The sequence below is a fragment of the Pseudomonas sp. MF6394 genome (assembly GCF_002018845.1).
Taxonomy (GTDB): domain Bacteria; phylum Pseudomonadota; class Gammaproteobacteria; order Pseudomonadales; family Pseudomonadaceae; genus Aquipseudomonas; species Aquipseudomonas lactis.
Window position 1 is genome coordinate 40,817 of sequence record NZ_MVOJ01000029.1, and the last position, 24,918, is coordinate 65,734.

Sequence of the window (24,918 nt, forward strand, 5' to 3'; positions counted from 1 at the left end):
TGACGTTTTTACCCGCGAGTCATCTATGTCGACCTTTTCTTGCTCCAGGCTTTTTCTGCGGGCGCGGCCTCGCTTCGCCTTGAATCCGCTCACTGCCCTGATCCTCAAGGCATTGGCCATTGCTCCAGGCGTGTGGAGCATGCAAGGCGCGTTGGCGCAAGAAGTGCAGTTCAATGACGCCTTCCTGCCCGAAGACTCGCGCAATCTTGACCTGAGTGCCTACCAGGCCGGCAACCCGGTGATGCCAGGCCAATACCGAGCCGACATCATCCTCAACGGGCAACTGAACAACCGGCAGGATATTCGCATTGACGCCCAGGCCGACGGCAGCAAGCCGGTGGTGTGTATGAATCGTGGCTTGCTTGAGCGCCAGGGGGTGCAAATGGCCAGCCTTACGCTCGAGGCCAGCACGATGCTCGACAGTCAGGCGTGCCCGGCAGTGTGGCAGGTAATCCCTGGCGCTACCGCGAACTTCTCCCCAGAGAACCAGGCGCTGGACCTGAGCATTCCCCAGGTGGCGCTCAAGCGTAATGCGCGGGGTTACGTCAGCCCGCAGTTGTGGGACCGTGGCGTGACGGCCGCCATGCTCAGCTACAACTTCAACGCCAATCGTAACCGCACCCGCAGTGGCAACTCCGATTCGGCGTTCATGGGCCTCAACGCGGGCCTGAACCTGGGGGACTGGCGCCTGCGCCACAACGCGTCCATGAGCTGGCAGTCACGTTTGGGCAGCCGGTATCAGGCTCTGGACACATACGCTCAGCGTGATATCACCGCGTTGAAAAGCCAACTGACGGTGGGTGAGTCCAACACCACCGGCGAGATCTTCGACACCTTGTCCTACCGTGGCGTGCAACTGTCCACTGACGACCGCATGCTGCCTGATTCGATGCGCGGGTATGCGCCGGTCATCCGGGGTATTGCCCGCACCAATGCGCGGGTAACCATTCGCCAGGCCGGCAATATCTTGCTGGAAACCACCGTGGCGCCCGGCGCGTTTGTGATCGATGACCTGTACTCCACCGGCTATGGTGGCGACCTCAGCGTGAGCGTGGCCGAAGCCGACGGCACTGAGCAGAACTTTATCGTGCCCTACGCCTCGGTCAGCCAGTTGCTACGCCCCGGCACCTCGCGGTTCAGCCTCACCGCGGGTGAAACCCGCAACAACTTCGTCGACGATCAGGCGCGCCTGCTGCAAGGGACTGTGCAGTACGGCTTGAACAATACCTTCACCGGTTTTGCCGGCCTGCAATCGAGCGATGACTACACGGCGGTGCTCACCGGCCTGGCGTTCGGCACACCCATCGGTGCGATGGCCGTGGACATCACGCACGCCCAGACCGACCTGGCCGGCGGCGCTGCCAAGGGCCAGAGCATGCGGGTGTCGTACAGCAAGAATGTGCTCAGTACCGGCAGTAACTTCTCGCTGGCAGCCTATCGGTTTTCCACTCAGGACTACCTGGATTTCAGCAACGCCATCCAACTGCTGGATGCCGAGAAAAATGGCTGGGATTCGAGCATGTTCGGTCGCCCGCGCAGTCGTTTTTCGGTGACCGCCGACCAGAACCTTGGGGCTTGGGGGCAAGTCTCCATCAGCGGTTATGCGCAAAACTACTGGAATCAGCCGGGCAGTGATGTGCAGTACCAGTTCAGCTACAGCAAGCAGTTCAACCGCGTCAGCTTCAGTGTGAATGCCAACCGCAGCCGCATGGGGCTGGGCGACATGGAGAACAGCTTTTTGCTGACCATGAGCATGCCCCTGGATTTCGGCGCGTCGGGTAACACTCCGCAAATAACCGCGCAGGTGGGCCGCGATACCCAAGGCAATTACAGTGAGCAGGCCGGTATCAGCGGCACCGCCGGCCAAGACCGTCAATATGGCTATAGCGCCAATTTCGGCCATGACGGCGCCAACCACAGCAAGAGCGCCGCGCTTAACGGTCAGTACACGGGTGGGCGAGCCATGCTCAGTGCGGCACTGGGGCGTGGCGATGGCTATACCAGTGCCTCGATGGGCGCCAGCGGCACCGTGGTGGCCCACGCCGAGGGTGTGACCATGACGCCGTACCGCGGCGAAACCATGGCGGTGGTCAGTGCGCCGGGTGCCGCGGGCGCCAAGGTTTCGGGATACCCCGGCCTCACGCTCGACAGTCGCGGCAATGCCGTGGTGCCGTACCTACGGCCTTATGAGCTGAACGAGGTGGCCATCGACCCGATTGGCAGTTCGCTGGATGTCGAACTCAACGAGACCAGCCAACAAGTCGCCCCACGCGCCGGTGCCGTGGTGCATCTTAAATACACCACTAATCAGGGCCGTGCGGTGCTGCTCAATGTGCGCCTGGACGATGGCAGCAGCTTGCCATTTGGCGCAGGCGTGACCGACGGCGAAGGCGCCTCGGTGGGGATGGTCGGGCAGGGCGGTCTGCTCTATGCCCGGATCAAGCCAGAAACCCGCCAGTTGTTGATCAACTGGGGCAGCAAGACCCATCAACAGTGTGCCCTGATGATTCCTCCCGGCCCCGGCGAGGGCCAGCAATTGCAGCAGGTGGACGCTATTTGCGCCGCCGGCAAACAGGTCGCGGGCAGCACGCCGCCCAACAACATGCAAAAGGTACCGTTATGAACATGGGCGCTTTGATCAAACCCAGCCTAGCGCTGGCGGCACTTTGGGCGATGGCCGATACGGCCATGGCAGTGACCTGTACATATAACAACGGTATCCAGGCCGCAGTGGGCAACATGCCATTGCAGGTCTCGGCGATTACCGTCGGACGTGATGTGCCGGTGGGCGCCGAAGTCTATCGACAGCGCTTCAGCATGGCCTTGGGCCAGGCACCCGAGCTGGACTGCCGGTTTGCTCCGTTTCAACAGTGGACCGAGTTGACGGTCGAGGCGACTTCTGGCTTAGCCAATTGGTCCAGCGGCCCCTATGCCAACAAGGTCTACAGAACCCGAATTCCAGGGCTGGGGGTGGTTATCAATAGTCTCGGCGGCGTGCTGCCCAGGCAAACCAACAAATCCTGGACTGCCTGCACATCGGGCTCTCGCTGCCTGATTCCGTTTGATGGACCTTCGAACTTCGAATTGATACTGATCAAACTAGGGGAAGTAACGCCAGGTGTATTGGCGGGCAGCTCATTGCCGGTCGTGAGCCTGTTTGGCAACTTCGGCGATGCCAGGATGCAGGGTTTCAGGATGGGCATCTCCGGCAGTATCCAGATTGTCTCGCGCACCTGCAGTACGCCGGATGTTTCAGTGCCGATGGGGACGCACTTGACCAATAAGTTCACCGGGCTTAACAGCGCCACAGGGTGGACAGATTTTTCCATCAACTTGAATGATTGCCCGGCGTTCCATGGCACCTATTCCACCACCGGACCTGGCTGGCTTTCGCAAAGTGGTAATTCACCCACCGGCGTTGGCTCCGGCGGAACCCTAGCGGGTAACACCCTGCAATTTCGCATCGACTCCTCGCGCCCGGCGATCAATGCCAGTACGGGCGTGCTGAGCATTGATCCCACAGGCACAGGTAATTCGCCTGCCGCAAGCGGAGTCGGCATCCAAGTAGCGACACTAGACAGTACCCCGGTACCCCTGGGGATGAATCGGGCCAGCGGTATTAACCCACTGTCCTTCGAGTCCAGCTACAACATCCGCTTGCGTGCCCGTTATCTGCAAACCGCCAACCGAGTCACGCCAGGCCCGGCCAATGCGTCGGCGACGTTTACGATTATTTATCAGTGATGAATATGTCACTTATGTTCTGCGCGTTTGGTTTGAAGGGGCAGCCAGGCTGCCCCTCCCACCGTTACTCAAGAACCCGACTTCCGACCGCCGCCATGGCTGTGCTGCCCACCTTTACGGCCGGCTTCCGAGGCTTTTTCACGGTCGTTGGCGAAGTTGCCGCCCGACGCCTGGCCGCCTTTTTTACCCGCTTCGGAGGCTTTTTCGCGATCATTGGCAAAGTTGCCCGGGTTTTTATTACCTGTAGTCATGATAGTTCTCCAATCGCTAAGTTAGCGTTTCGTTAGTTGGCCGTTTCGCAACGGACACTTATTCCGATATTGGCTGTTTGGGAAATGTTTTACCGATTTTTCTAACCGGCGACGAACGGTAATTTCGCTGAAAAAGTTATACAGGAACTTGGTTGATACGCCGCTTCGTATAACTTTTATGGCCGGTCAGCGCTTCGGTATTAATAAGATCGAAACTGCTGGCTTAGTTAACGGTCCCGCCATTCGTCTTTTTCGTCGCACTCCAAAAAAAGGCGTCGTTCCAACGAGTTCCTAACCTGTGAACGGGAGCATTTCAGCCATGAAGCACAACCCATCCAACCCACAGTACCGGCCGCTTGAGCAACCAGACGCACCCAATGAAGACGGTTGCGTGATTGGCACTGCCGGGCGCGACGAAGACCCCAACGCGACCACCGATTGGGACCATCCCGACAGCGCCGCGACACCCGCTGACGCCAGCATCAAACCCGCCAGCGGTACGCCCGGCATCGACGTCGTGCCCGAGTCGGAAAACCACGGTGCCGACTGAGAAAACTGCGCGGCAAACGCCGTTTCGCTTGGCCTGCAGCGCATTACCGCTGGTCATGAAGCGCCGGTTTATTTTGAAATTTTTAAAGCGCAGGCCACTTCCCATGCAAGGTAGGCGCGTATTCCAGCAGGGGCGCCTTTTTCCGTAAGCCTGAGGAGATTTGTTCATGTTTCTACATAACAAGCGACTTCAATACACCGTCCGTGTCGCCGAGCCCAACCCGGGCCTGGCCAACCTTTTGCTCGAGCAGTTTGGCGGCGCTCAAGGTGAGTTGGCCGCCGCGTCCCGTTACTTCACCCAAGCCTTGGCGGAAGACGACCCGGGGCGCAAAGATTTGCTGATGGACATCGCCACCGAAGAACTCAGCCATCTGGAGATCGTCGGCTCCATCATCGTGATGCTCAACAAGGGCGCCAAGGGGCGGATGGCCGAAGGCGTGGAAGAGGAGGGCGAGTTGTATCGTGCCCTCAATGGCGCCGGCAATGACTCGCACATCACCAGCCTGCTGTACGGGGCGGGCTCGCCGCTGACCAACTCTGCCGGTGTGCCGTGGACTGCCGCCTACATCGACACCATTGGTGAACCCACCGCAGACATGCGCTCGAACATCGCCGCCGAAGCCCGGGCCAAAATCGTCTATGAGCGGCTGATGAACGTCACCGATGACCCGGGAGTAAAAGATGCGCTGGGGTTTTTGATGACGCGGGAAATCGCTCACCAGATATCCTTCGAAAAAGCGCTGCATGCCATTCAACCGAATTTCCCCCAAGGCAAGTTGCCGGGCAAGCCGGAGTTCACCCAGGTGTACTTCAACATGTCCCAAGGTGCGGAAAACCTGCGCGGGCCCTGGAACCAAGGTGATGGTTGGGCGTTCGTGGAAAACCCACAACCGGCGGTCGATGGCGGTGACGGCACCGCCAGCGTGCAGTTGGACGCCGACGAGGAAGCGGTGCTGAGCGCGATGAAAATCCGCACGCTCTCGGACCCCACCAGCGACCCCACCACCGGCGCTGACCTGGGCAGGGGGCTGCAGCCAAAACCTGAGCCATGACCCAGGCTGTACGGTCGCGCGGCGCCCAATCACGGGCGCCGCGCCCTTTGATGGCACTGCGCAGCATTTTCACGGTCCATGGAACACATACCACGTATCTGGAGGTGAACCTTGGCGACAAAGAAGAAGCCTGTGGTCGAGGGTATGGAATTGGCGATGCTGTCTGCCAGCCGCAAAGACCTGTTCTTTGCGGCCATGCAAGCCAGCCACAGCGCAATGATCGTGACCGACCCCGCCGGGCCGGATAACCCGATCATCTTTGCCAACCAGGCGTTCCTGACCCTGACAGGCTTTGAGCTGGACGAAGTGATTGGCCGCAATTGCCGGTTCCTGCAGGGGCCCCAAACCGACAAAAACGCGCTGCACCAGGTGCAACGCGCAGTTGAGCGGCACCATGAGGCCTGTGTCGAGGTGCTCAATTACCGCAAGGACGGCTCGACCTTCTGGAACGAGCTGTTCATTTCGCCGTTGTTCAACGAACGTGGGCAACTGGTGTATTTTTTCGCCTCGCAGCTGGACGTGAGCCGGCGCCACGACGCTGAGCAGCGCGTGCGTCGCGCACAAGACTTGGAAGCGCTGGGGCAACTGACCGGTGGCATCGCTCATGACTTCAATAACCTGCTGCAAGTGATGATGGGTTATCTCGACTTGATCCAGCAGAGCGCCAAGCGCCCCGGCAGCGATCCGCAGCGCATCGTCAACAGTGCCAGCCGTGCCAGGGCGGCGGCGGAAAAAGCGCAAACCCTGACCCAGCAGTTGCTGGCGTTTTCGCGCAAGCAGCGGCTCGACAGCCGGGTGATCAACTTGAACAGCTTGCTCGGCCGCCCGGACTTCATGGCCCGTGCGCTGCGGGGCGTCGCGTTGCAGGTGGAGCTTGCCGACGATTTGTGGAACTGCCGCATCGACCCGGTCCAGGCGGAGCTGGCGGTGCAGCATTTATTGTCGAATGCCCAGGACGCTTTGCTCGGGCGTGCTGATCCGTCGGTCACCGTCAAGACCTGCAACGTCCAAGTGCCCGGCGATATCGATGCCGAGCGTGAGGGGTTGGCCGAGGGCTGTTACGTGAGCATTTCGGTCTCGGATAACGGCAACGGTATCGACGCAGGCATTCAGGACAAAGTCATGCAGCCGTTCTTCACCACCAAGGAAGAAGGCCAGGGCTCGGGCCTGGGGTTGTCGATGGTGTACGGCTTCGTCAAGCAATCGGGCGGCACGGCGCGGATTCATTCCGACCCGGGTATCGGTACGACGATACGCTTGTACTTTCCGGCCGATGACAGCCAGCTGTGGGTTGAGCAGACACCCACGGCCACCTCACCGCAAGGTAGCGAGCGCATCCTGATCGTGGAAGACCGGCCCGAGGTGGCCGAGTTGGCGCAGGTGATTCTCTCTGACTACGGTTACCACACGGCCATCGCCCACAATGCCGCCGAGGCATTGGGCATGCTCAAGCAGGCGACGTATGACCTGGTGTTCAGTGACTTGATCATGCCCGGCGTGATGAATGGCGCGGCACTGGCGCGGGAGGTGTCGCGCTTGTATCCGCACATCAGGATCCTGCTGACCACCGGCTATGCGAAAGACGCGCTGGCGCGCGCGGATATACAGGTGCAGGAATTCGAGCTGATTCCCAAGCCGTATCAACCCGCTGACCTGCCGCGCAAAATCCGGGCGGTGCTCGATGCCTGATCGAGCAGGCCAATGCGCTCCAAATGTGGGAGCGGGCTTGCCCGCGAAGGCGGTGTGTCAGTCAATGCATCTGTTACAGCACGACCGCTTTCGCAGGCAAGCCAGCTCCCACATTGGATCTTCGTCGCTTTGAGCATTGCGTTCGCTTAGCCGAGTGGCATTAGGGCTTGCCCCCGATCATAATCGTGCATTCCCCGAGCGCCCTCCCACACAGTGTGCTTCAGTGCGCCAGCATGTTGTGATGAATACTGTCCATGATCCATAACGAAAGCCCTACCAACAGAAGAATGATGACCGCCGAGAAAATCAGCGCAATCAGGTTCCAGCGTTGTTCTTCGGCCGTGTCCAGGTGCAGGAAGAACTTGAGGTGGACCATGATTTGTATCGCGCCCAACGCCACTACCAACCAGGCGGTGACGGTGCGGGGCAGTGAGGGGAACATCACCAGGCCGAACGGGACCAGGGTGAGCAGGACCGATACCAGGAACCCGACCAGGTAGGAGCGGCTGCTGCCATGGCTGGTACCGGCACTGCTGTGAAGCGAGCTTTGCTTGTACATGTCACACCACCCCCAACAGATAGACCACGGTAAAGACGCAGATCCACACCACGTCCAAAAAGTGCCAGAACAGGCTCAGGCAACTGAGCCGGGTGGCGTTGGTGCTGGTCAGGCCGCGTTGCTTGACCTGGACCATCAGCACCGCCATCCAGATCAGCCCAGTCAACACGTGCGCGCCGTGGGTGCCGACGAGGGTGAAGAAGGCCGTCAGGAAGGCACTGCGGTCCGGCCCGTAGCCTTCTGCGATCAAGTGGTGGAATTCGTTGATCTCCATGGCGATAAAGCCCGCGCCCAGCACGAACGTGAGCCCCAGCCAGCGCAACACATCGCGTTGTTTGCCGTGGTTCATGGCGAGCATGGCGTAGCCGTAGGTGATACTGCTCAACAGCAGCAGCATGGTTTCGGCCAGCACATAGGGCAGTTCGAAAATATCCATGCTCGACGGCCCGCCCGCCACGCTGTCGCGCAACACGGCGTAGCCGGCGAACAAGGTCGCGAACAGGATGCAGTCGGTCATCAGGTAGATCCAGAACCCGAACAGGCTCAGGGAACCGGCGTCTTCATGCCCTTGTTCGTGGGTGTGAGCGATGTCTTTTTCCATAACGATATTGGACATGGGTCAAGCCTCTGCCAGGTCTTTGAGACGTGCCGTTTCGATACGCGCGACTTCCTGCGCGGGCACGAAGTAATCGGTGTCTTCGTCGTAGCTGCGCACCACGAACGCCACCACCGAGGCCACCAGGCCGAACGCCGCCATCCACCAGATGTGCCACACCAACGCAAAGCTGCAGACCAGCGCAAACAGGCTGATCACCAGGCCCGACGCGGTATTGCGCGGCATGTGGATGCTGCGATAGTCGGTGTGGCTGAGGGTGCTGACGCCGCGCTCCTTCATGCCCCAGTACGCGTCCAGGTCATTGACCTTGGGCTGCTCGGCGAAGTTGTACAGCGGCGGCGGGGACGCGGTGGCCCATTCCAGGGTGCGCCCGTCCCATGGGTCGCCGGTGAGGTCGCGGTATTGATGACGGTTGCGGATGCTCACCAACAGTTGCAGGGCCTGCGTCGCCACACCGCAGAGGATGATTGCCACCCCCACCAACTCCAGCAGCAGCCAGGGCCGCCACTCCGGGTTGTCGAAATGATTGAGGCGACGCGTCATGCCCATGAAGCCCAGCACGTAAGAGGGCATGAACGCGAAATAAAAGCCCACCAGCCAGCACCAGAAGGCGATGCGCCCCAGCTTGTCGTTCAAGCGGAAACCGAACGCCTTGGGGAACCAATACGTCAGGCCGGCCATGTAGCCGAACACCGCGCCGCCGATGATCACGTTGTGAAAGTGCGCGATCAGAAACAGGCTGTTGTGCAAAAGGAAGTCGGCCCCCGGCACCGCCAGCAGCACCCCGGTCATGCCGCCGATGCTGAAGGTCACGATAAAGCCCAGGGTCCATAGCATGGGCGTTTCGAAACGCACGCGGCCACGGTACATGGTGAACAACCAGGTGAAGATTTTCACCCCGGTGGGCACCGCGATGATCATGGTCATGATGCCGAAAAACGCGTTGACGTTGCCGCCCGCGCCCATGGTGAAAAAGTGATGCAGCCACACGATGAACGACAACACGGTGATCGCGATCGTCGCCCACACCAGCGACACGTAGCCGAACAACCGTTTGCTGCTGAACGTGGCCGCGATCTCCGAGAACACCCCGAACGCCGGCAGGATCAGGATGTACACCTCCGGATGCCCCCAGGTCCAGATGAGGTTCACGTACATCATCGGGTTGCCGCCGGCCTCGTTGGTAAAGAAATGCATGCCCAGGTAACGGTCCAGGGTCAGCATCAGCAGGGTGGCGGTGAGGATCGGGAAGGCCGCCAGAATCAGCACCGAGGTGCACAGCGCGTTCCAGGTGAACACCGGCATCTTGAACAGCGTCATGCCTTCGGTGCGCATCTTCAGGATGGTGACGAAGAAATTCACCCCCGTGAGCAGCGTGCCGATGCCGGATATCTGCAATGACCAGATGTAGTAATCCACGCCGACACCGGGGCTGTACCCCAGCTCGGATAACGGCGGATAAGCCACCCAACCGGTGCGCGCGAACTCACCCACCCCCAGCGAAATGTTCACCAGCGCTGCACCCACCACGAACAGCCAGAAACTCAGGGCGTTGAGAAACGGATAGGCCACATCGCGAGCGCCGATCTGCAACGGCACGACGATGTTCATCAAGCCGACCACGAAGGGCATGGCCATGAAGAAGATCATGATCACACCGTGGGCGGTGAAGATCTGGTCGTAATGTTCCGGCGGCAGGTAACCCGGCCCGCCGCTGGCGGCCATGGCTTGCTGGGTGCGCATCATGATCGCATCGGAGAACCCGCGCAGCAGCATCACCAACGCGACGATGATGTACATGCAACCGATCTTCTTGTGGTCTACCGAGGTGAACCACTCGCGCCACAAATAGCCCCACTTGCGTTTCCAGGTGATCGAGCCCACCAGCGCCACCCCGATCAGGCCGACGATGGCCAGGGTGTACATCACAATGGGTTCAGTGGTTGGGATCGCGTCCCACGACAGTTTTCCGAACATGGTTACCGCTCCTCAGCCAGCAGACTTGGGTGTTGATCGGTGCGTTGTGCCGCGTCGCTCAAGGGCGAGCGCCGGGGTTTATTGGCCTTGTTCATGCCCTCGTATTTATCGACGATGTCCAGGAACAAGCGCTCCTGTACCGCCGAGTAATAGGTCACCGGGTGCTTGAGGGTGGGCTTGGCCAATTGCGCGTAAGTGCTGTGGTCCAGAGGCGTGGCCGCGCCCTTGACCTTTGTCACCCAGGTTTGAAAGTCGGCAGTGCTCAGGGACAGCGTGGTGAAATGCATGTCGGAAAAACCGGGGCCGTTGTAGTTGGCGGCAATCCCTCTGAACTCACCGGTTTCGTTGGCGATCAGGTGCAACTTGGTCTGCATGCCGGCCATGGCGTAGATCTGCCCGCCGAGGGCCGGAATAAAAAACGAGGTCATGGCCGCGTCGGAGGTGACGGTGAAACTCACCGGCGTGTGCACCGGCAGGGCCAGCTCGTTGACGCTGGCGATGCCCAGGTCAGGGTAGATAAACAGCCATTTCCAGTCGGTGGCCACCACCTGCACGTTGATGGGCGCAGTGTCTGACTCCAGCGGGCGATAGGGATCGAGTGCGTGGGTGGTCTTCCAGGTCACCCACCCCAGGACGATGATGATCAGCAGGGGAACGCCCCATACCACCGCCTCGATTTTGTGCGAGCTGGCCCAGCGGGGGGAGTAGCGGGCTTTTTTATTGGTGGCGCGGTAGCGGTAGGCGAAGACAAACATCATCACAATCACCGGAACGACCACCAGCAGCATCAGGCCCGTAGCGAGAATAATCAGGTCGCGCTCATCGGTTGCTACTTGCCCCTTGGGGTTGAAGACCACCAGGTTGCAACTGGTGAGTAAGAAGAGGCTGGTGATAGTGACTAGGCAATAACCCATCGCTCGTTTCATGCCTTGCTCCTGTGTTGGAAACTTGCGTTTTGCTGTGCCGAATCAGTGCTCAAGTGTTAACTAAGCGAAGCGCTTATTAACACCAAGGGCCGTCAGGTGATAAACATTCGGCAATAAGATGCCGTCAGTAGATAAAGTGCTTCTACTGTCCGGTTCTATTGGCTTTTGCTGCCGCTCTGCAGGGCGCTTTTCACCGCGCTCCCGAACATTTTGAATAAAGTCCTGTGGGTTGGTTTAACAATTTGTTTCCTCGCCTGACGAACGGTTTAACAGGCGAAGCGGTAAAGGGTTTTTATCGGTGCATGATGGAGGTGGCCTTGGAAAAAGTCTGAATTCTGGTTAAGAAGTTCAGTCGTTAGTTGATGGCGAACCCCACTAACGGTTTTGGAGAAGAGCTATGTTCATGCGTGGCAAAACCTATGAGGCCTGGGCCGCCAAGGCACTAGACGAAGAGTGCTTTACCCAGGAGGTTGAAAACGGCTGCCATATCGAAGTCAGGGCCCGGGAGCGGGAAGATAGCGATATTGAAGTGCTGCTGTGCGTCTACACCGCGACGGGGCAATGCGTGGTTGAACGTACCAAGCAATTGCCGGGTGCCGAATGGACGGTGCGCGACGCGCTCAAACGCGGCATTGATCAGGCGGAACGGATTGCCGGGGGGGAGTCCGGTCGACTGCCCTGTGCTGATGCTCACTTGCACGACGACGATTGAGTGGCGCGGCGGCAGTCGAGACCTACCTGACGCCCCGCGCTGCCAATGTGGGGGCTGGCTTGCCAGCCGACGCCTCTGCACCTGGCGCCCCGCGATCCAAATGTGGGAGCGGGCTTGCTCGCGAAGGCGGCCTTACAGCCGACGCCTATCTACCTGACGCCCGCAATCTATAGGTGGGAGCTGGCTTGCCTGCGATGACGGCCTAACAGTCAACACAGTTGGATTGTGTACATATCCATTGCTGCGGTAACGGCTACTTAGGGTTCCGCCTGACGGCGGGTCACTTTGGAAAAGAGCCCCAAAGTAACCAAAGGGCTCTTGCCCCACCACTCGGCACCTCGCTTGGGCTCGGTGTGCCCGAACACAGGCTTGAATCCGTGGGCCGCCGCCACGCGCCATCCATGGCGCGGGGCGGCTAACCCGGCGTCCTGCCGGGTTACCCACGAATTCAAGCCTGCGTTCGGCCAGCGTGGTTTAACGGGGCGCTTCAGATCAAAAGCAGATCAAGAGCAAGATCAAGAGCGGCTCGCTTCGCATCGTGGTTACTGTCGGTCGCTACTTCGCGGGAGCAAGCTCCCTCGCCACAGGGTGTAGCGCCGCGGCAAAAAAAGCCCGCACGGAGTGCGGGCAAGACAGGAGTTTTTACCAAGAGCCTGGAGTGAGCAGACTCACTATTAAGAAGCAAAAGATGCATGAACCGTTTTATTTTTTTTATGCGAGGCCGACGAACGGTAGTGCAACGGCAAGTGCATGTTTGTCGTCACTCAAACATTAAAAATTCTGAACCTTCGTTCTGAGCAAATAACAAAAAATCAGAAGGAGAGGTTATGAAAAATTCTTTATATGTCATCGAATACGAATACCACCACGAGCCTAAGTCTTTCATTATAAGAGCGGAGGTAATGAATAATGCAGAGGCCTGGCATTGGGCCTGTTGCGATGCAGGTATAGGCATTATTCCTAGATCGCGTAATGAAAAGATCAAGCGCATCAGTAAGCCGCTGGCCGAACGCTACGGTCTTGAGAATGTAAGGTGGCGTCCGTCTGGCAGTATTCCCTTTATTGCGAAACCTTATGTACCACCGCCACCCGAATGAATGTGTTTTTGATAGATGATGTGCATTCGGGTAGCGTTAGGAGCGAGGCAAGTGCCTACTGTTTTTTGCGTCGCGCCTGCAACATGCACAACTTTTGCACGCTGCGTTGCAGCGCCGCTTTCATGATGTCAGCTGCATACTGTTGCTTGCACGCCGGGCACAGCATGTCTGACGCTGACGACATCAGGTAGTCCGGGTCATCCAGCGGTGACTCGTAAGGTTGTTTGCAGTGCAGGCAACGTCGGTTCGCTTGTAGATGCGTCACATCGATTCCTCCCTGAATGGAACGGCCACTCTCAATTAAGAAGTGGGCGTTTTCAACTGCTAAAAAGGAAGAATTCAAACAAGCGCTTAGTTGATGTTTTATTGCCAGTATTTTGTGGTGATAGCTGGGTAGTTGCGGGCGCGTGCGCCCGCTCGGTTCGTGGTTCAGGTTCTTGCCGTTCCGCTGCGTACTTTTTGTGCAATTTTTTGCTTGATAAGCTCTAGGAATGAATGAAGCTGCTCACGAATTCCGCCTTGATTACCGGAAGTTCGATCCCATGGATCAAGCCGGCGGTCAGCGCTTGTTGCGGGTCTAGAATGCGTGGCGCGGCGATCAGGTACTTTTCGGTCTCCAGTTTTTCGACGGCATCGGCGGTGCGCTCGGCCACGATGCGTGCGTACAACTGCAAGTCGTAATCGAGGCTCATCGCGTATTCGGACATACGTGAGTGGTCAACCGCGCCTTGCACATGCCAGTGGAAGGGGTGGAACAGGAATTTACTGTGTTTGCAGGCGGTCCTGCGCTCACCGGCCAGGAAGATGATATTGCCCATGGATTCCACGGTGCCGAGGTTATGGGTATGCACCGGGATCGGCAGGGACAATAAAAAGTTGTACATCGTAAAGCCGTAGCTGCATTCACCACCCATGGTGGCGATATTCAATACCAGGCCTTGGGCATCTTGTTGTACGGCCAACGAAGCTTTTTCAATCAGTTGGCTGCACGTAGAAGCGGTGACCGGTGCGGTGAAGTTGATAATGTGTAAAGGCATGGTGTCCCTCATCAATGAAAGCAGGGGAGCACGGCTCCCCTGCATCAAGCACATCAGCTTTTGCGTCCGCCGCCGTGGCTGTGTTCGCCACCTTTACGCCCGGCTTCGGAAGCTTTTTCACGGTCGTTGGCAAAATTGCCGCCACTGTTCTGGCCGCCTTTGCTGCCGGCTTCAGCGGCGCGCTCGGGATCATTCTTGAAGTTCCCGCCACTGTTTTGGCCGCCTTTGCTGCCGATCTCCTGGTAGAACTCTTTGTCATGGGACGCAGAAGTGGCTTCGCCGCCTTTTTTACCGGCTTCGCTGACGCTCATTTGGCCTTGCTTGTCTTGAGTAGTCATGTTCAGTTACCTCGTCGTTATGTCGTTAATGTAACGTTCACTTCGATTGTGCTGCAAACGTGCACTTAGTCGCGTGCGTCAAGCTGCGCGGTTATAAGTGCCTTTCACACAAGGGTGGCGTTTTAGATGCACTTATCGTTGCTTCGGCGTGTTCAACAAGTTGCTGATGTTCGTAACACGCAGATGTATTAGAACGCAGGCCAGTCCTTGCTTTAGTTTGCACTTCTACAATCGGCCTGCGAGCTGGCTCGCCGCGCTGATTATCAATGGACGCACGCATGATGAATGCCCTTTGTTAACGAACGGAACAGCGGTAGTGCCCGTGTGGTCAGGACTTACGTCCACCACCATGACTGTTCTGGCCGCCTTTACGCCCGGCTTCCGAGGCTTTCTCGCGGTCGTTGGCGAAGTTGCCGCCAGAGGCCTGCCCACCTTTCTTTCCCGCCTGTGATGCTTTTTCGCGATCATTGGCAAAGTTTCCAGGGTTTTTATTGCTCGTCGTCATAACAATACTCCCAGTTTTGAAATGTCGTTTCGCTAGTTACCCGTTTATGCAACGGACATCTTTTCTGATAGGGGCAAGTGCGCAGATGTTTTGAAATTTTTTAAAAAGGGCGATGAACGGTAGAGTGGCAGATGAAACTTGTACAAGTAGGCTCAGGAAGTGCCGCTTCGTCTAAGTTTTTCTGCGTCGATTGATATTGAATTAATGGCGACCTTACGGTTGGTTTAGCATTCAATACCCTGTTTGATAGTGCTCATTAAAGGCGCTGGCTCCGCTGTCCGGCGCTCAGCCGCACACTCTGTTGCTGCAGCCTGCACGGACTGCTTGTATGCTGGCACTCTGGAACCGGTTGCCCCTGTGAGTACCGACGTTCGAATGATGGCTGGATGGAAACCGGACTTCCTTAAGGTGCTGACGTGAAGCGTGATACCCGTCTTGTGATGCTGTTGCTGTTGGTGATCGGCTGTTCCCTGACTTCGTTGACGATTTGGAAAGTCCTGTCTTCCCGTGACCGCGCGCTGGCGGAAGTGGACGTGCATGGCTTGAACCTGACCCAGGCCCTTAACACCTATACCGAAGGCATCGTGCGGCAAAGCTCGTTGCTGTTGCTGGGGCTGGTTGAGCGTTTGGAAACCGAAGGCAGTGGCCCGGTGCAAATCCAGCGAATCAGTACGCTGATCAACCGCCAGCAGCCGCTGATGCCGCAGCTCAGCGGCATCACCATTTATGATCATCAGGGCCGGTGGTTGCTGTCTTCCAATCGCGCGATCCCAGAGGGCGCCAATAGCAGTGATCGGGCCTATTTCATCCACCATCGCGACGATCCGAGTGCTGAACCTTTTATTGGCCCGCCGATTCAGAGCCGTGCCAACCATGAATGGGTGGTGACCATCAGCCGCCGTTTCAACGACGCGGCGGGCAACTTCGCTGGCGTGGTCGCTGTGACCCTGGGAGTGGAAAACTTTCTGCGGGTATTCGGCAAACTCGATGTAGGCCAGGAGGGTGCCATCGGCCTGTCCTACGCCGACGGCACGTTGCTGGTGCGCTACCCCTTCCGCGAGCAGGACATGGGCCGCAACTTTTCCTCCTCGCCTATTTATTCCAAGTACTTGGTCGACCAACCGGTGGGCACTGCGGCCTATACCTCCAGCCTGGACGGGGTAGAGCGGCTCTATGCCTTTCGCAAAAGCGAAACCCTGCCGCTGATCACCACCGTCGCGTTGGGCAAGCACGAAGCCCTCGCGGCGTGGCGTATCGAGGCGGCGCTGTCAGCGGTCGTGGTGGCGGGGCTGTTGGGGCTGACGGGGCTGATCGGCTGGTTTCTGATCCTGGATATCCGCAGGCGTACGGCGGCGGAAGAGGCGTTGCGTGTCGCCCAGCAACAGTTGCTCGACTCCAATCGGCAGTTGGCACTCTTGGCGAAGAAGGACGCGCTGACCGGCCTGGCCAACCGCCGCTGTTTTGATGAAACGCTGGCCGTGGAAGCGCGCCGGGCGCAGCGCGAAGGGACGTCGCTGGCATTGCTGATGATCGATATCGACCATTTCAAACGCTTTAACGACGCCTTTGGTCACGTCGCGGGAGATGCGTGCTTGCAGGCGGTCAGCACGTTATTGGAAACGTGCGTGCGGCGCCCGTCGGACCTGGTGGCGCGCTATGGCGGAGAAGAAATGGCGATCATCCTGCCCGCGACTGACAGCGCAGGGGCTGCGGTGGTCGCGCAACGCATTCTTTCGCGTCTGCAGCAGGAGAACATCACACACCCAGGCAGCCCCTTCGGGCACGTGAGTGTGAGTATCGGTATCGCGACGGGCATGGGCTCTCGGCTGGAGCCGGTGTTGGGTCTGGTGGAGGCTGCGGATACAGCGCTTTACGGCGCGAAGGCGGCGGGGCGCAATGGGTTCAACGTGCATCCCGCGGACCGACTCACATCCCCAGCGTCGGGATCATGAGTTCCCCGCACTCCATTAATTGGCCAGCGGTGACTTGCAGCTGCGGCGTGGGTTTTGCCGCATAGCCTGCGATAAAGCCCGCACTTAGCAGTGCAAGGCAGAGGACGGCTTTTTTCACAAGCATGCGCAGGGTCTCGATCGGCTCAAAAGGGTGAACCACAGATTGCCCATTCAAGAAAAGGTTCCTGCCCGCGCAGAAGGCTTTCTGCTTTCTGCTTCCTGTAGGAGCGAGCTTGCTCGCGAAAAACCTCAACGATAACGCGTGCTCCCTGAAGAAGTGCGGCGCCTGGGCGTTTTTCGCGAGCAAGCTCGCTCCTACAAAAGGCATTGCCTGAAGGTCAGCGAATGAACTTGACGTACACACGTTCAGGGTCGTTATCGTCCAGATTCTCGATCTGCCCGCTGGGAATGAAGCCGGCTTTCGTCAGCAGGGCCTGGGACGCGCCGTTGGAGGCATTGGTCGACGCGAACAGCTTGGGCGTTTTGCAGGCCGCTTCGGCCGCTGCCAGCAGACGAAGGCCGACGCCCTGGCGCTGGTACAGCGGTGAAACCACCACCAGCGCAATAAACCCATGGTTGAAAAAATCGTGGGTGAGCACCAGGTAGCCGGCGCACACGTTAGCGTCGGCGGCTACCAGGCATTGCTGGCGAACCACGGCGTCATAGATAAACACACGACGGCTGGCATGCTCGGTTGCGTAGGCATCCAGTGCGACTAAGGCATGCACATCGTCGGGGGTGGCTTGGCGGATCAGCCAGCGTGGGGCCGCAGGGGGCAGCTTTGTGTCAGGCATTTTAATCTCCGTTCACCCACCGGTTTAACAGTCTGTACTGTCATAGCTTGCACGACGCGTCCATACGGTCATGCAGGATGCGAATGATTGAAATCCCATACGTAGTGATGCGCAGGTAAATCATATGCTGCTCGATGCTGCGCCTGCGATAGCCCTCACGGATGTGGTCACAGGTCGGAGCTGTTTTAGGGTGTTTTGCCAAGTCTGAAAACGTTGTGGTCAGGATATCGATGTACTGATCTGCCTGCTTTGCACCCCACTGTTGCGCGGTATAAGTCCAGATTCCTTCCAGGTCGCGTTCGGCCGCGGGGCTAAGACGGTATTCAGCCATGGGCATTGAGCATCCTCTGTTTAAACGCTTCAGGGTCAAATGGGCGAGGTTTACCGCTGGCTTCACCCTCAAGCAGAGCAGCACGAATGGCCTCCACTTGTGCACTGCGCTCCTGTTCGCGACGAATCAAGTCCCGGATGTACTCGCTGTCATTGGTGTAATGACCCGCTTCGATTTGCGCCTTTATCCAACCGTCTTGCTGATCAGTAACGGTGATGGTTTTTCGTACAGTAGTCATTACTGCTCCTTGGGAAATAAGCGTTGCGAGGAACTTATCATACTATTGGTGCAGTATTGTGCGGCAGAGATGAGTGGTCAGAATGCCCAGCAGCGCACCGCAGGCTAGGCGCGAAGGGGGTACGTTTGTCGGCCTGGTTGCGGTCGTTGTTTAGAAATGTTTATGTGATTCAATGGTCATCTCGGCTTGCGCAGGAAGCGCACCGGCCGAGGCCATTTTGATCTTTCAAGAGATTCATCCCAAGGAGTAACACCATGCAAGGAAGCACATCGTTCAAGTACCTGGCGTTTTCGTTGATCCCGTTGATGGCCGCCTGTACCACACCCTCGCGCCAGTCCGCCGTCCTCCCTGCGCCAGCCTTGCCGTTCGATAACTGCGCGGTTGGTTGCCCCACCGGTGGCAGCCCAGTGACGTTGAACCGCCAGGCCTACACGTTGAACAACAACGGCTCGACCAAGTTTGCCAATTGGGTGTCCTACAAGATCACTAAAGCCACGGCAGCCAGCGGGCGCTCCCGTGACTGGCGTACCGATCCGGATATTCCAGCCGGGGAAACCCTGGACCCGGTGGATTACAACGGCGCCAACGTCGCGCTCAAAATCGACCGGGGGCATCAGGCCAACCTGGCTTCGATGGCCGGGGTGGCCGATTGGCAAACGCTCAACTACTTGTCGAACATCACCCCGCAAAAGGCCGAGCTCAACCAGGGGCCGTGGGCGCGCCTGGAAGACCAGGAGCGCAACCTCAGCAAGGAGCCAGGCGTCGATCAGGTGTATGTGGCTACCGGCCCGTTGTATGAGCATTTTGTCGGCTCGTTGCCGGGCACGAATAAAGTGCACACCATCCCCAGCGGCTACTGGAAAATCATCGTGGTCGGCAGTTCGCCGGAAACGGGCCTGTACGCCTCATTCGTGATGAACCAGGAAACTCCCAAGGGCGCAGACTTCTGTGATTACCAGGTCACCGTAAATCACATCGAAGAGCGCTCCGGGCTGACGTTCTGGAGCACCTTGCCGCAAGCGCTGCAGGCCACGCTGAAAACCAGGCAGGGCCAGTTGCCGAATCGGATCGGCTGTAACCGCACCAAAGCCTGACGCCTAGTCGGCACACACCAATGAGGGCCTGCGGCTGCTGTTCTTGCCCAGGCGCTCATGCGTGGCGACGTCTGTGGCCTGTTCACGCAGTGCTTCTTCCAGCGCTTGCAAATGCTTGGACAGGATCTTCACCGACCCGCTCGGGTTGGCGGGGTCAAAGGGGATCCGGCCATTGGCAATCAGCACCATGGCCAATTCCCAGGCGCGTTGTGAGTCGTTCATGACAGGGGTTTCCTTCTTCAACGTGGTCGATATAGACGTGTGACCCGCTTCAAGCGCCCCTATATCAATTGGGTTTCTGCCGAAATTTCGATCACTTCAACGCTTCAGTTGCGCTGGAACCATCATCTTTTTAGATGGTGGCCGGGGCGAGTCGAAAGAATGAACCTGAGCGGCGCGGTGGTCACCTAATCCGTATGAATCGGTCGTTCCCATTCACTGTTGCGAGGGTCAACCATGGACTCTGTACTGCGGGCTGTGGCGATTTACCTGGTGCTGCTGGTGCTGTTCAAGGTTGCCGGCCGGCGCACGCTGGCCGAACTCACCACCTTTGACCTGGTGCTGTTGATGGTCATCGGCGAAGCCACCCAACAGGCGTTGCTGGGCGAGGATTTCTCGATGACCAACGCCGTGCTGGTCATCGCCACCCTGATTGCCATCGACATTGGTTTCTCGCTGGCCAAGCAGCGTTCCGCCTGGTTCGCACGGGTGCTTGATGGCGGGCCGACCGTGCTGGTCGAGCAAGGCCAGGTGCTGCATAAACGCCTCAAGCATGCGCGCCTGGACGAGGGCGACATCCTTGAGGCGGCCCGGTCCACCCAGGGGCTTGTCGAGCTCAAGCAGATCCGCTTCGCGATTCTTGAGCGCAACGGCAAGATCTCGGTGATCCCGTTTGAATAACACGCGGCCCCCATTCGTCAGCCAAGGGGCTATTTTTTGAACGCCAGCGCTTCTGTTCCAGACAGATAGGGTATGGGCGGACGGGTCGTGCTTTCGTCACGCCGATATCACTCACTCGCCAACAGGTGAACGATCATGAAGAAGCTTTATATGTGCCTGGGCCTGTGCAGCGCGTTCATGCTGCACGGCTGTTTTGACAACGCCGATAACGCCACCAAAGACAACAACAGTGGCACCCAGTCGTCAGTGCAGATGCAGGAGGGCAAGGCGGACGAGAGCAAATAAGCCGTCCAAACAGCCGACGCTTAACTCAAGGGTACTCATCGCCCGAATGTGGGGGCTGGCTTGCCTGCGATGCAAACACCTCGGTACATCAGACAAACCGAGTCGATGAATTCACAGGCAAGCGCACAACACCCCTGCTACGGCATGTCTCCCAGCAGCGTCGCGACAAAGTGGTTGTGGAATCGACCCGCTGGATCACAGGCCTTGCGAAAGGCGTTGAAGGCCGCAGTTCTCTCGCTGCGGCGCTGTGCAAGGTCCTTCAGGAATTCCGGGTTGAACGGCTCAGAGTAAGTTCCCGAGGGTTGAGCCGGGTTGTAAAAACCGAACATTTTGCCGGTGTGCGGCATGCCACCCAGGGCAACCCAGTCTCGTTCAATATCCGCAAAAAAGTGCAGGAGGCGATCCGGGTAGTCAGACGCCGCCACAGCGGGTACGTAACCGATAAGATCCAGGTTCACGAAGGTAGCGTCTGGGGTTTGCGTGTACGTCCCGGCCAACGCTGTGTCCCCACCACGGACGAAGCGGAACTCCAGCGGGGCAACCACCAGGAAGTCGCTGGTACTCTTGATCCGTGCCTTTACGGCGTCGAGTCCTTGCCAGGCTTTACTGAGGCCTTCGTCATCCAGAGCCGGGAGCTCGATAAAGTACGACATGAAAATAACGCGTGAGGCCTTGGTTAGCCACAAGTCTGAGTAGACCGCCGCGGCTTGATCAAAAAGCGTTTCGATCGTAAGGAACCCAGCGTCGATGATTGCACTCGCCGTTGTCGTGTTATTGCCATACTGGGCGGCGATGAGGGGCGGCTCGATGATGGGCTCAAACGGTATCAGGTAGGGTGCTCCGAATACATTCTCTCCCGCCAGGGCACAGGCATTCGGTACGCTTGTCTTCAGGTTGGGAACCTGGGTCGCAGGGGAAGCAACCACATCCCACCACAAGATCAGGAAATTGTCGGTGTAGGGATTGAGAAAGGATTCGACGCGGTCATGGTCCGTAAGCAGCGCCTTGAACCGGGCGATGAAGGTTGGCTCGTCAGCACAGACAACGTTGGTGTCTTTGCCTGCATTCAACGTGGTGGCCCATGGGCGGGGTAATACATCCAGAGTCACTGAAGTGACAACGCCCAACGCACCGAGGGAGACGCGTGCAAATTGCAAGGGCGACCATCCGTCGACTGCTGGCGTCTGTGCGTCAATGGTCCGCACCTGGCCGTCCGGCCCCATGAGGGTGAACGCCGAAGCGGTTTCGGCAAAAATCGGTGCGCGGATGGTTGCGCCGTGGACATCGACAGCGGTCATGCCCCCCAGGCTGAAGAAGCCGCCGGCGGTCGCGGTCTTGAGCATCAGGTCATGGGCGGTCAGGAAGGCATCCAACTCATCCTCGCGCACACCCGTGTTCACGGTGATCGTATGTGGGGCGGTGCCCAGCACAATAGACTCATCCCCGTTCGGGCCCAAGTCTGCGTAACAGGCGAGGTCGATGAGCCAGCGGTGGGGGGCTGGGGCGATGCGATTGTCTTCGGCAACCAAGGCCGGTTGCGCGTGCCGTTGGCCCGATACGCGTACTGTCGCGCCTGCCGCGCCGGCCTGGCACACGATGTCTTGAAGCGCTGCCAGATGGGTTGGGGAGAAGTAGTATTGACCATCGATTTCCAGGGTGTCGACGATGTTCTGAGCCCAGTTTTTCCACGGTAGCGGCTGAACCTTGAAATTCAAGGTTGTTCCCGTGACTTCATAGGCGGCCAGCCTGCCGTTATTGGCCGACTGAACTAAAGGTTCTCCTTGATTTTGGATGCCTGCGACGGCGGACACATAAGGCGTGACGCCAATTGCATCCGCGGGAATGCCGAGCAATGCAAGTGAAGGACTGACCCTGTACACACCATTTTCGAAGTTGCCACTGTTCCAATCGCAGGTATGCCATTGGCCGGCCGAATCAAGCCACTGAATCGAAAAGTTCATGACAAAAATGCCGTTGTTAAGGCAACCAATGCGTTCGACTTGTTTCATGTTGGTGTCCTGTTACGTGGTGTTTAACGTCAGGTGAGTTGAGAGTAAAAAAGAAAGCCGGCGCCAACTTCCAACGGCAAGTCACGAAAGTGGGGGCCGGATACCCCGTGGTAAAGAACTTGATTTATTCGATCAAGTTAATCGCAAAGCCGATGAGGGTTGTTCCTACCGCATCGTAGGTCGCGATCTGGCCGTTTGCGGCAAACCCCACAAACGGCGTGCCTTGGCCTGATGACCCGGCCAGTGCATGCCCATACACCGTGACGGCCAGCGCGTCTGAAGGCACGCCGATGGTTTCCAGATTCGGTGTGGTCCGAGACTGCGCCACCGGATAGTCACCGCTACTCCATTGGGACGTGTACCACTTGCCGTCGCTCTTGAGCCATTGGACCTTGAAGTTAAACACGTAACCGCCTTTGTTATTGACGGTGATTTTTTGAACTTGTCTCATGGTTATCTCCTGCTGAAGCAATAATTTTATATGAGCACGCCTGCGCCCTTTTGCGTGGCGATAAGACGTGTTTATTAAGGGCGTGAATTGCACTGCTTAGAGGCAATGGGAGACGCAGAAATCAAATAGGTCGCCTCGCTCCCTATTTACTGATTACTGTCAAGTGAGTGAGCCTGTTTTCGCGCACTGACCTACAACAACGAGTAGCTTGGATAATCCATTTATAACGTTCGATAACGTGGGCAGTTGGATCATATTTAGCGGGGGGTAGCCTCCGTGGCTGCTGGGTGATTCCTTTCTGATACTGAGGGGAGGTTAGTCGCGGTACCGATTGCTCGCCAGTGGGGCAGAAAACTATTTGGCTATATGCTCCATTTCGGAAATACCAGTCGTTTCGCTGCCTGTGCTCAGAGGCAGTGCACCCCTTGGGCCTATCAACGGCCACAAGCGCTGCACCGCCTGGTCCTCAGCGCATATGCAAAATAATCGGGCTACTGCTCGCAGGGTCCGTATGCCCGCGCAACTTGCTAACGGCCTTCGCATCGACCGCGCCGCCGTGATTGCCCCAGGTACCACGCACGTAGCTCAACACGTCGGCGATTTCCTGGTCGGACAATTGCTCACGAAATGCTGGCATGCGGTAGGCGTCCGGCATCCCGGCGGTGACCACACGTTGCGAGCCGTTGAGGGTGATGTTGATCGCCGAAGCATTTTCCGTGGCCAGGGCCGAGGTGGCGCCTGCCAGGGGTGGCATCCAGTCGGGTTGGCCTTTGCCGTCGAGGCCGTGGCAGGAGGCACAGCGGGTGGCGTAGGTGTGGGCGCCGGGGGCATCCGAGCGCGCCGTGACTGCCTGATACTGCCAGGGGTTGCCGTCACGCTGTGGGTCGCCGGGCAGTGACTTCAGATAGCGAGCGATCGCGGCCAGGTCATCATCCTGCATGAACTGCGTGGAGTTGTTGAAGGCTTCGGTCATGGAGCCATAGACCACGGCATGCTGGTTGCGACCGGTCTTGAGGAACTGCACGATCTGTTCCTCACTCCAGCGGCCCAGGCCGGTGTTGTGGTCCTGGCGCAGGCTGGGGGCGTACCAGCCGTCGAGCAGGGCACCGGCCAGGAATGGCGCGCCGGATTCGTCCAGGGCTTTCTCGTTGAACGCTAGCCCGCGTGGCGTGTGGCAACTGCCGCAGTGGCCAGGGCCTTGCACGATATACGCGCCACGGTTCCACAGCGCGTCCTGGCCGGGCTTGGCGGCGTAGGTCGCGGTGGGTGCAAACACGCCGTTCCACAGGGCGATGGGCCAACGCAGGTTGAGCGGCCAGGGAATGCCGCTGGGCAGGTTGGGCTCATTGGCCGGTTGCACGCCTTTCATGAAAAATGCGTACAGCGCCTGGATGTCGTCATCGCTGAGTTTGACGTAAGACGGGTAGGGCATGGCCGGGTAGAGCCGTCGCCCACCCGGCGCCACGCCGTGGCGTACCGCGCGGTCGAAGTCGGCCAGGCTATAGGTGCCGATGCCATGCTCGCGGTCGGGGGTGATGTTGGTGGCATGGATCGCTCCCAGCGGCGTGGCCATTTCCAGGCCGCCGGCGAAGGGCGTCTTGCCTGGCAGGCTGTGGCAGGCCACGCAGTCACTTACGCGGGCGACGTATTCACCGCGGCTGACCAAGGCGGGGTCGAAACTTGTGCTTTGCTGTTGTTCAAAAGGCGAGGCGGGCTGGCGTGTGACGTACCAGGCCAGCACGCCAGCGGCGACCACGCAGGGCAGCACCAGCCACCCTGCGGTTCTTGCGAATCGGCGGTTATTCATGGGCA

General features: G+C 58.5%; 28 protein-coding genes. 11 read left to right on the top strand and 17 right to left on the bottom strand.

Features of this window, described 5'->3' with window-relative positions; all coding sequences use genetic code 11:
- Positions 1–25 precede the first annotated feature (25 nt).
- Both MF6394_RS24655 and MF6394_RS24660 read left to right on the top strand, forming a co-directional pair.
- Positions 26–2,623, top strand: a complete 2,598-nt coding sequence (locus MF6394_RS24655; RefSeq protein ID WP_078467747.1) for a fimbria/pilus outer membrane usher protein — start codon at positions 26–28, stop codon at positions 2,621–2,623.
- Positions 2,620–3,744: a fimbrial protein gene (locus MF6394_RS24660; RefSeq protein ID WP_032892348.1), complete on the top strand. Its 1,125-nt coding sequence runs from the start codon at positions 2,620–2,622 to the stop codon at positions 3,742–3,744. Before MF6394_RS24655 ends, MF6394_RS24660 begins: the two co-directional genes overlap by 4 nt.
- Positions 3,745–3,812: 68 nt before the next feature.
- On the opposite strand, the gene MF6394_RS24665 is transcribed toward MF6394_RS24660, so the two are convergent.
- Complete coding sequence (locus MF6394_RS24665) at positions 3,813–3,995, bottom strand: general stress protein (protein ID WP_003190457.1); 183 nt, start codon at positions 3,993–3,995, stop codon at positions 3,813–3,815.
- 319 nt (positions 3,996–4,314) lie between these two features.
- On the opposite strand from MF6394_RS24665, the gene MF6394_RS24670 reads away from it, so the two are divergent.
- From MF6394_RS24670 to MF6394_RS24680, 3 genes are all read left to right on the top strand, one after another.
- On the top strand, positions 4,315–4,545 hold the full coding sequence (locus MF6394_RS24670; RefSeq protein ID WP_003190458.1) for a hypothetical protein: 231 nt from the start codon (positions 4,315–4,317) through the stop codon (positions 4,543–4,545).
- Positions 4,546–4,711: 166 nt separating this feature from the next.
- Positions 4,712–5,596: a manganese catalase family protein gene (locus MF6394_RS24675; protein ID WP_078467748.1), complete on the top strand. Its 885-nt coding sequence runs from the start codon at positions 4,712–4,714 to the stop codon at positions 5,594–5,596.
- 111 nt (positions 5,597–5,707) lie between these two features.
- The gene (locus MF6394_RS24680) at positions 5,708–7,285 is read left to right on the top strand and encodes a histidine kinase famiy protein (RefSeq protein WP_177345154.1); all 1,578 of its coding nucleotides are present in this window, start codon (positions 5,708–5,710) and stop codon (positions 7,283–7,285) included.
- Between the two features lie 220 nt (positions 7,286–7,505).
- Here the strand turns inward: MF6394_RS24680 and cyoD are convergent, their stop codons facing one another.
- The 4 genes from cyoD to cyoA are packed head-to-tail and all read right to left on the bottom strand — an operon-like array spanning position 7,506 to position 11,363.
- The gene (gene cyoD / locus MF6394_RS24685) at positions 7,506–7,844 is read right to left on the bottom strand and encodes a cytochrome o ubiquinol oxidase subunit IV (RefSeq protein WP_047710578.1); all 339 of its coding nucleotides are present in this window, start codon (positions 7,842–7,844) and stop codon (positions 7,506–7,508) included.
- A gap of 1 nt (position 7,845) precedes the next feature.
- Positions 7,846–8,460, bottom strand: a complete 615-nt coding sequence (gene cyoC, locus MF6394_RS24690; protein ID WP_020303216.1) for a cytochrome o ubiquinol oxidase subunit III — start codon at positions 8,458–8,460, stop codon at positions 7,846–7,848.
- Between the two features lie 3 nt (positions 8,461–8,463).
- Positions 8,464–10,437, bottom strand: coding sequence for a cytochrome o ubiquinol oxidase subunit I (gene cyoB / locus MF6394_RS24695; protein WP_078467750.1), 1,974 nt, complete (start codon positions 10,435–10,437; stop codon positions 8,464–8,466).
- Positions 10,438–10,439: 2 nt separating this feature from the next.
- Positions 10,440–11,363: a ubiquinol oxidase subunit II gene (gene cyoA, locus MF6394_RS24700; protein WP_078467751.1), complete on the bottom strand. Its 924-nt coding sequence runs from the start codon at positions 11,361–11,363 to the stop codon at positions 10,440–10,442.
- Positions 11,364–11,760: 397 nt separating this feature from the next.
- On the opposite strand from cyoA, the gene MF6394_RS24705 reads away from it, so the two are divergent.
- Together MF6394_RS24705 and MF6394_RS24715 are read left to right on the top strand one after the other, a co-directional pair.
- Positions 11,761–12,075, top strand: coding sequence for a hypothetical protein (locus tag MF6394_RS24705; RefSeq protein WP_047710581.1), 315 nt, complete (start codon positions 11,761–11,763; stop codon positions 12,073–12,075).
- Between the two features lie 827 nt (positions 12,076–12,902).
- Positions 12,903–13,172, top strand: a complete 270-nt coding sequence (locus MF6394_RS24715; protein WP_003190473.1) for a DUF6555 family protein — start codon at positions 12,903–12,905, stop codon at positions 13,170–13,172.
- 55 nt (positions 13,173–13,227) lie between these two features.
- Here MF6394_RS24715 and MF6394_RS24720 read toward each other — a convergent pair whose 3' ends face one another.
- The 4 genes from MF6394_RS24720 to MF6394_RS24735 all read right to left on the bottom strand — a co-directional run bounded on the left by MF6394_RS24720 (position 13,228) and on the right by MF6394_RS24735 (position 15,052).
- Positions 13,228–13,437 carry a hypothetical protein gene (locus tag MF6394_RS24720; protein WP_078467752.1) on the bottom strand — a complete coding sequence of 70 codons (210 nt, stop codon included), beginning with the start codon at positions 13,435–13,437 and terminating at the stop codon, positions 13,228–13,230.
- A gap of 220 nt (positions 13,438–13,657) precedes the next feature.
- Positions 13,658–14,209: an ATP-dependent Clp protease proteolytic subunit gene (locus MF6394_RS24725; RefSeq protein ID WP_019821492.1), complete on the bottom strand. Its 552-nt coding sequence runs from the start codon at positions 14,207–14,209 to the stop codon at positions 13,658–13,660.
- 53 nt (positions 14,210–14,262) lie between these two features.
- A complete protein-coding gene (locus MF6394_RS24730; RefSeq protein WP_078467753.1) occupies positions 14,263–14,547 on the bottom strand; it encodes a general stress protein in 285 nt (94 codons plus the stop codon).
- Positions 14,548–14,875: 328 nt separating this feature from the next.
- Positions 14,876–15,052 (bottom strand): general stress protein, encoded by a 177-nt coding sequence (locus MF6394_RS24735; protein WP_003190478.1) that lies wholly within the window; start codon positions 15,050–15,052, stop codon positions 14,876–14,878.
- 416 nt (positions 15,053–15,468) lie between these two features.
- Here MF6394_RS24735 and MF6394_RS24740 point away from each other — a divergent pair, with 416 nt between their 5' ends.
- Positions 15,469–17,004: a sensor domain-containing diguanylate cyclase gene (locus MF6394_RS24740; RefSeq protein ID WP_078467754.1), complete on the top strand. Its 1,536-nt coding sequence runs from the start codon at positions 15,469–15,471 to the stop codon at positions 17,002–17,004.
- Here the strand turns inward: MF6394_RS24740 and MF6394_RS34715 are convergent.
- The 4 genes from MF6394_RS34715 to MF6394_RS24760 are packed head-to-tail and all read right to left on the bottom strand — an operon-like array spanning position 16,979 to position 18,367.
- Positions 16,979–17,311, bottom strand: a complete 333-nt coding sequence (locus tag MF6394_RS34715; protein WP_044272584.1) for a hypothetical protein — start codon at positions 17,309–17,311, stop codon at positions 16,979–16,981. The genes MF6394_RS24740 and MF6394_RS34715 overlap by 26 nt on opposite strands.
- Positions 17,312–17,342: 31 nt before the next feature.
- On the bottom strand, positions 17,343–17,798 hold the full coding sequence (locus MF6394_RS24750; protein ID WP_078467755.1) for a GNAT family N-acetyltransferase: 456 nt from the start codon (positions 17,796–17,798) through the stop codon (positions 17,343–17,345).
- A 40-nt stretch (positions 17,799–17,838) separates the two neighbouring features.
- On the bottom strand, positions 17,839–18,129 hold the full coding sequence (locus tag MF6394_RS24755) for a type II toxin-antitoxin system RelE/ParE family toxin (RefSeq protein ID WP_047712137.1): 291 nt from the start codon (positions 18,127–18,129) through the stop codon (positions 17,839–17,841).
- Complete coding sequence (locus MF6394_RS24760) at positions 18,122–18,367, bottom strand: type II toxin-antitoxin system ParD family antitoxin (protein WP_020303224.1); 246 nt, start codon at positions 18,365–18,367, stop codon at positions 18,122–18,124. The genes MF6394_RS24755 and MF6394_RS24760 overlap by 8 nt, the downstream gene beginning before the upstream one ends.
- A gap of 254 nt (positions 18,368–18,621) precedes the next feature.
- On the opposite strand from MF6394_RS24760, the gene MF6394_RS24765 reads away from it, so the two are divergent.
- The gene (locus MF6394_RS24765) at positions 18,622–19,461 is read left to right on the top strand and encodes a DNA/RNA non-specific endonuclease (RefSeq protein WP_078467756.1); all 840 of its coding nucleotides are present in this window, start codon (positions 18,622–18,624) and stop codon (positions 19,459–19,461) included.
- 3 nt (positions 19,462–19,464) lie between these two features.
- Here the strand turns inward: MF6394_RS24765 and MF6394_RS24770 are convergent, their stop codons facing one another.
- The gene (locus MF6394_RS24770; protein ID WP_003190486.1) at positions 19,465–19,683 is read right to left on the bottom strand and encodes a hypothetical protein; all 219 of its coding nucleotides are present in this window, start codon (positions 19,681–19,683) and stop codon (positions 19,465–19,467) included.
- Positions 19,684–19,917: 234 nt separating this feature from the next.
- Between MF6394_RS24770 and MF6394_RS24775 the strand changes: the two genes are divergently transcribed.
- Positions 19,918–20,361, top strand: coding sequence for a DUF421 domain-containing protein (locus MF6394_RS24775; RefSeq protein WP_014718042.1), 444 nt, complete (start codon positions 19,918–19,920; stop codon positions 20,359–20,361).
- A gap of 135 nt (positions 20,362–20,496) precedes the next feature.
- On the top strand, positions 20,497–20,646 hold the full coding sequence (locus tag MF6394_RS34345; RefSeq protein ID WP_003190489.1) for a hypothetical protein: 150 nt from the start codon (positions 20,497–20,499) through the stop codon (positions 20,644–20,646).
- Positions 20,647–20,783: 137 nt separating this feature from the next.
- Here the strand turns inward: MF6394_RS34345 and MF6394_RS24780 are convergent, their stop codons facing one another.
- The 3 genes from MF6394_RS24780 to MF6394_RS24790 all read right to left on the bottom strand — a co-directional run bounded on the left by MF6394_RS24780 (position 20,784) and on the right by MF6394_RS24790 (position 24,913).
- Positions 20,784–22,655 (bottom strand): D-arabinono-1,4-lactone oxidase, encoded by a 1,872-nt coding sequence (locus MF6394_RS24780; RefSeq protein WP_078467757.1) that lies wholly within the window; start codon positions 22,653–22,655, stop codon positions 20,784–20,786.
- 124 nt (positions 22,656–22,779) lie between these two features.
- A complete protein-coding gene (locus MF6394_RS24785) occupies positions 22,780–23,106 on the bottom strand; it encodes a hypothetical protein (protein WP_003190491.1) in 327 nt (108 codons plus the stop codon).
- A 466-nt stretch (positions 23,107–23,572) separates the two neighbouring features.
- Positions 23,573–24,913, bottom strand: coding sequence for a c-type cytochrome (locus MF6394_RS24790; protein ID WP_078467758.1), 1,341 nt, complete (start codon positions 24,911–24,913; stop codon positions 23,573–23,575).
- Positions 24,914–24,918 lie beyond the last annotated feature (5 nt).

Excerpts from the sequence above, each read along its gene's own strand:
- MF6394_RS24760 (WP_020303224.1), bottom strand. The coding sequence starts at position 18,367 with ATGACTACTGTACGAAAAACCATCACCGTTACTGATCAGCAAGACGGT.
- MF6394_RS24655 (WP_078467747.1), top strand. The coding sequence starts at position 26 with ATGTCGACCTTTTCTTGCTCCAGGCTTTTTCTGCGGGCGCGGCCTCGC.
- MF6394_RS24665 (WP_003190457.1), bottom strand. The coding sequence starts at position 3,995 with ATGACTACAGGTAATAAAAACCCGGGCAACTTTGCCAATGATCGCGAA.
- MF6394_RS24670 (WP_003190458.1), top strand. The coding sequence starts at position 4,315 with ATGAAGCACAACCCATCCAACCCACAGTACCGGCCGCTTGAGCAACCA.
- MF6394_RS24705 (WP_047710581.1), top strand. The coding sequence starts at position 11,761 with ATGTTCATGCGTGGCAAAACCTATGAGGCCTGGGCCGCCAAGGCACTA.
- MF6394_RS24785 (WP_003190491.1), bottom strand. The coding sequence starts at position 23,106 with ATGAGACAAGTTCAAAAAATCACCGTCAATAACAAAGGCGGTTACGTG.
- MF6394_RS24735 (WP_003190478.1), bottom strand. The coding sequence starts at position 15,052 with ATGACGACGAGCAATAAAAACCCTGGAAACTTTGCCAATGATCGCGAA.
- cyoA (WP_078467751.1), bottom strand. The coding sequence starts at position 11,363 with ATGAAACGAGCGATGGGTTATTGCCTAGTCACTATCACCAGCCTCTTC.
- MF6394_RS24755 (WP_047712137.1), bottom strand. The coding sequence starts at position 18,129 with ATGGCTGAATACCGTCTTAGCCCCGCGGCCGAACGCGACCTGGAAGGA.
- MF6394_RS24750 (WP_078467755.1), bottom strand. The coding sequence starts at position 17,798 with ATGCCTGACACAAAGCTGCCCCCTGCGGCCCCACGCTGGCTGATCCGC.
- MF6394_RS24675 (WP_078467748.1), top strand. The coding sequence starts at position 4,712 with ATGTTTCTACATAACAAGCGACTTCAATACACCGTCCGTGTCGCCGAG.
- cyoC (WP_020303216.1), bottom strand. The coding sequence starts at position 8,460 with ATGTCCAATATCGTTATGGAAAAAGACATCGCTCACACCCACGAACAA.
- MF6394_RS34345 (WP_003190489.1), top strand. The coding sequence starts at position 20,497 with ATGAAGAAGCTTTATATGTGCCTGGGCCTGTGCAGCGCGTTCATGCTG.
- MF6394_RS24715 (WP_003190473.1), top strand. The coding sequence starts at position 12,903 with ATGAAAAATTCTTTATATGTCATCGAATACGAATACCACCACGAGCCT.
- MF6394_RS24730 (WP_078467753.1), bottom strand. The coding sequence starts at position 14,547 with ATGACTACTCAAGACAAGCAAGGCCAAATGAGCGTCAGCGAAGCCGGT.
- MF6394_RS24770 (WP_003190486.1), bottom strand. The coding sequence starts at position 19,683 with ATGAACGACTCACAACGCGCCTGGGAATTGGCCATGGTGCTGATTGCC.
- MF6394_RS24765 (WP_078467756.1), top strand. The coding sequence starts at position 18,622 with ATGCAAGGAAGCACATCGTTCAAGTACCTGGCGTTTTCGTTGATCCCG.
- cyoB (WP_078467750.1), bottom strand. The coding sequence starts at position 10,437 with ATGTTCGGAAAACTGTCGTGGGACGCGATCCCAACCACTGAACCCATT.
- cyoD (WP_047710578.1), bottom strand. The coding sequence starts at position 7,844 with ATGTACAAGCAAAGCTCGCTTCACAGCAGTGCCGGTACCAGCCATGGC.
- MF6394_RS24790 (WP_078467758.1), bottom strand. The coding sequence starts at position 24,913 with ATGAATAACCGCCGATTCGCAAGAACCGCAGGGTGGCTGGTGCTGCCC.
- MF6394_RS24775 (WP_014718042.1), top strand. The coding sequence starts at position 19,918 with ATGGACTCTGTACTGCGGGCTGTGGCGATTTACCTGGTGCTGCTGGTG.
- MF6394_RS24780 (WP_078467757.1), bottom strand. The coding sequence starts at position 22,655 with ATGAAACAAGTCGAACGCATTGGTTGCCTTAACAACGGCATTTTTGTC.
- MF6394_RS24725 (WP_019821492.1), bottom strand. The coding sequence starts at position 14,209 with ATGCCTTTACACATTATCAACTTCACCGCACCGGTCACCGCTTCTACG.
- MF6394_RS24660 (WP_032892348.1), top strand. The coding sequence starts at position 2,620 with ATGAACATGGGCGCTTTGATCAAACCCAGCCTAGCGCTGGCGGCACTT.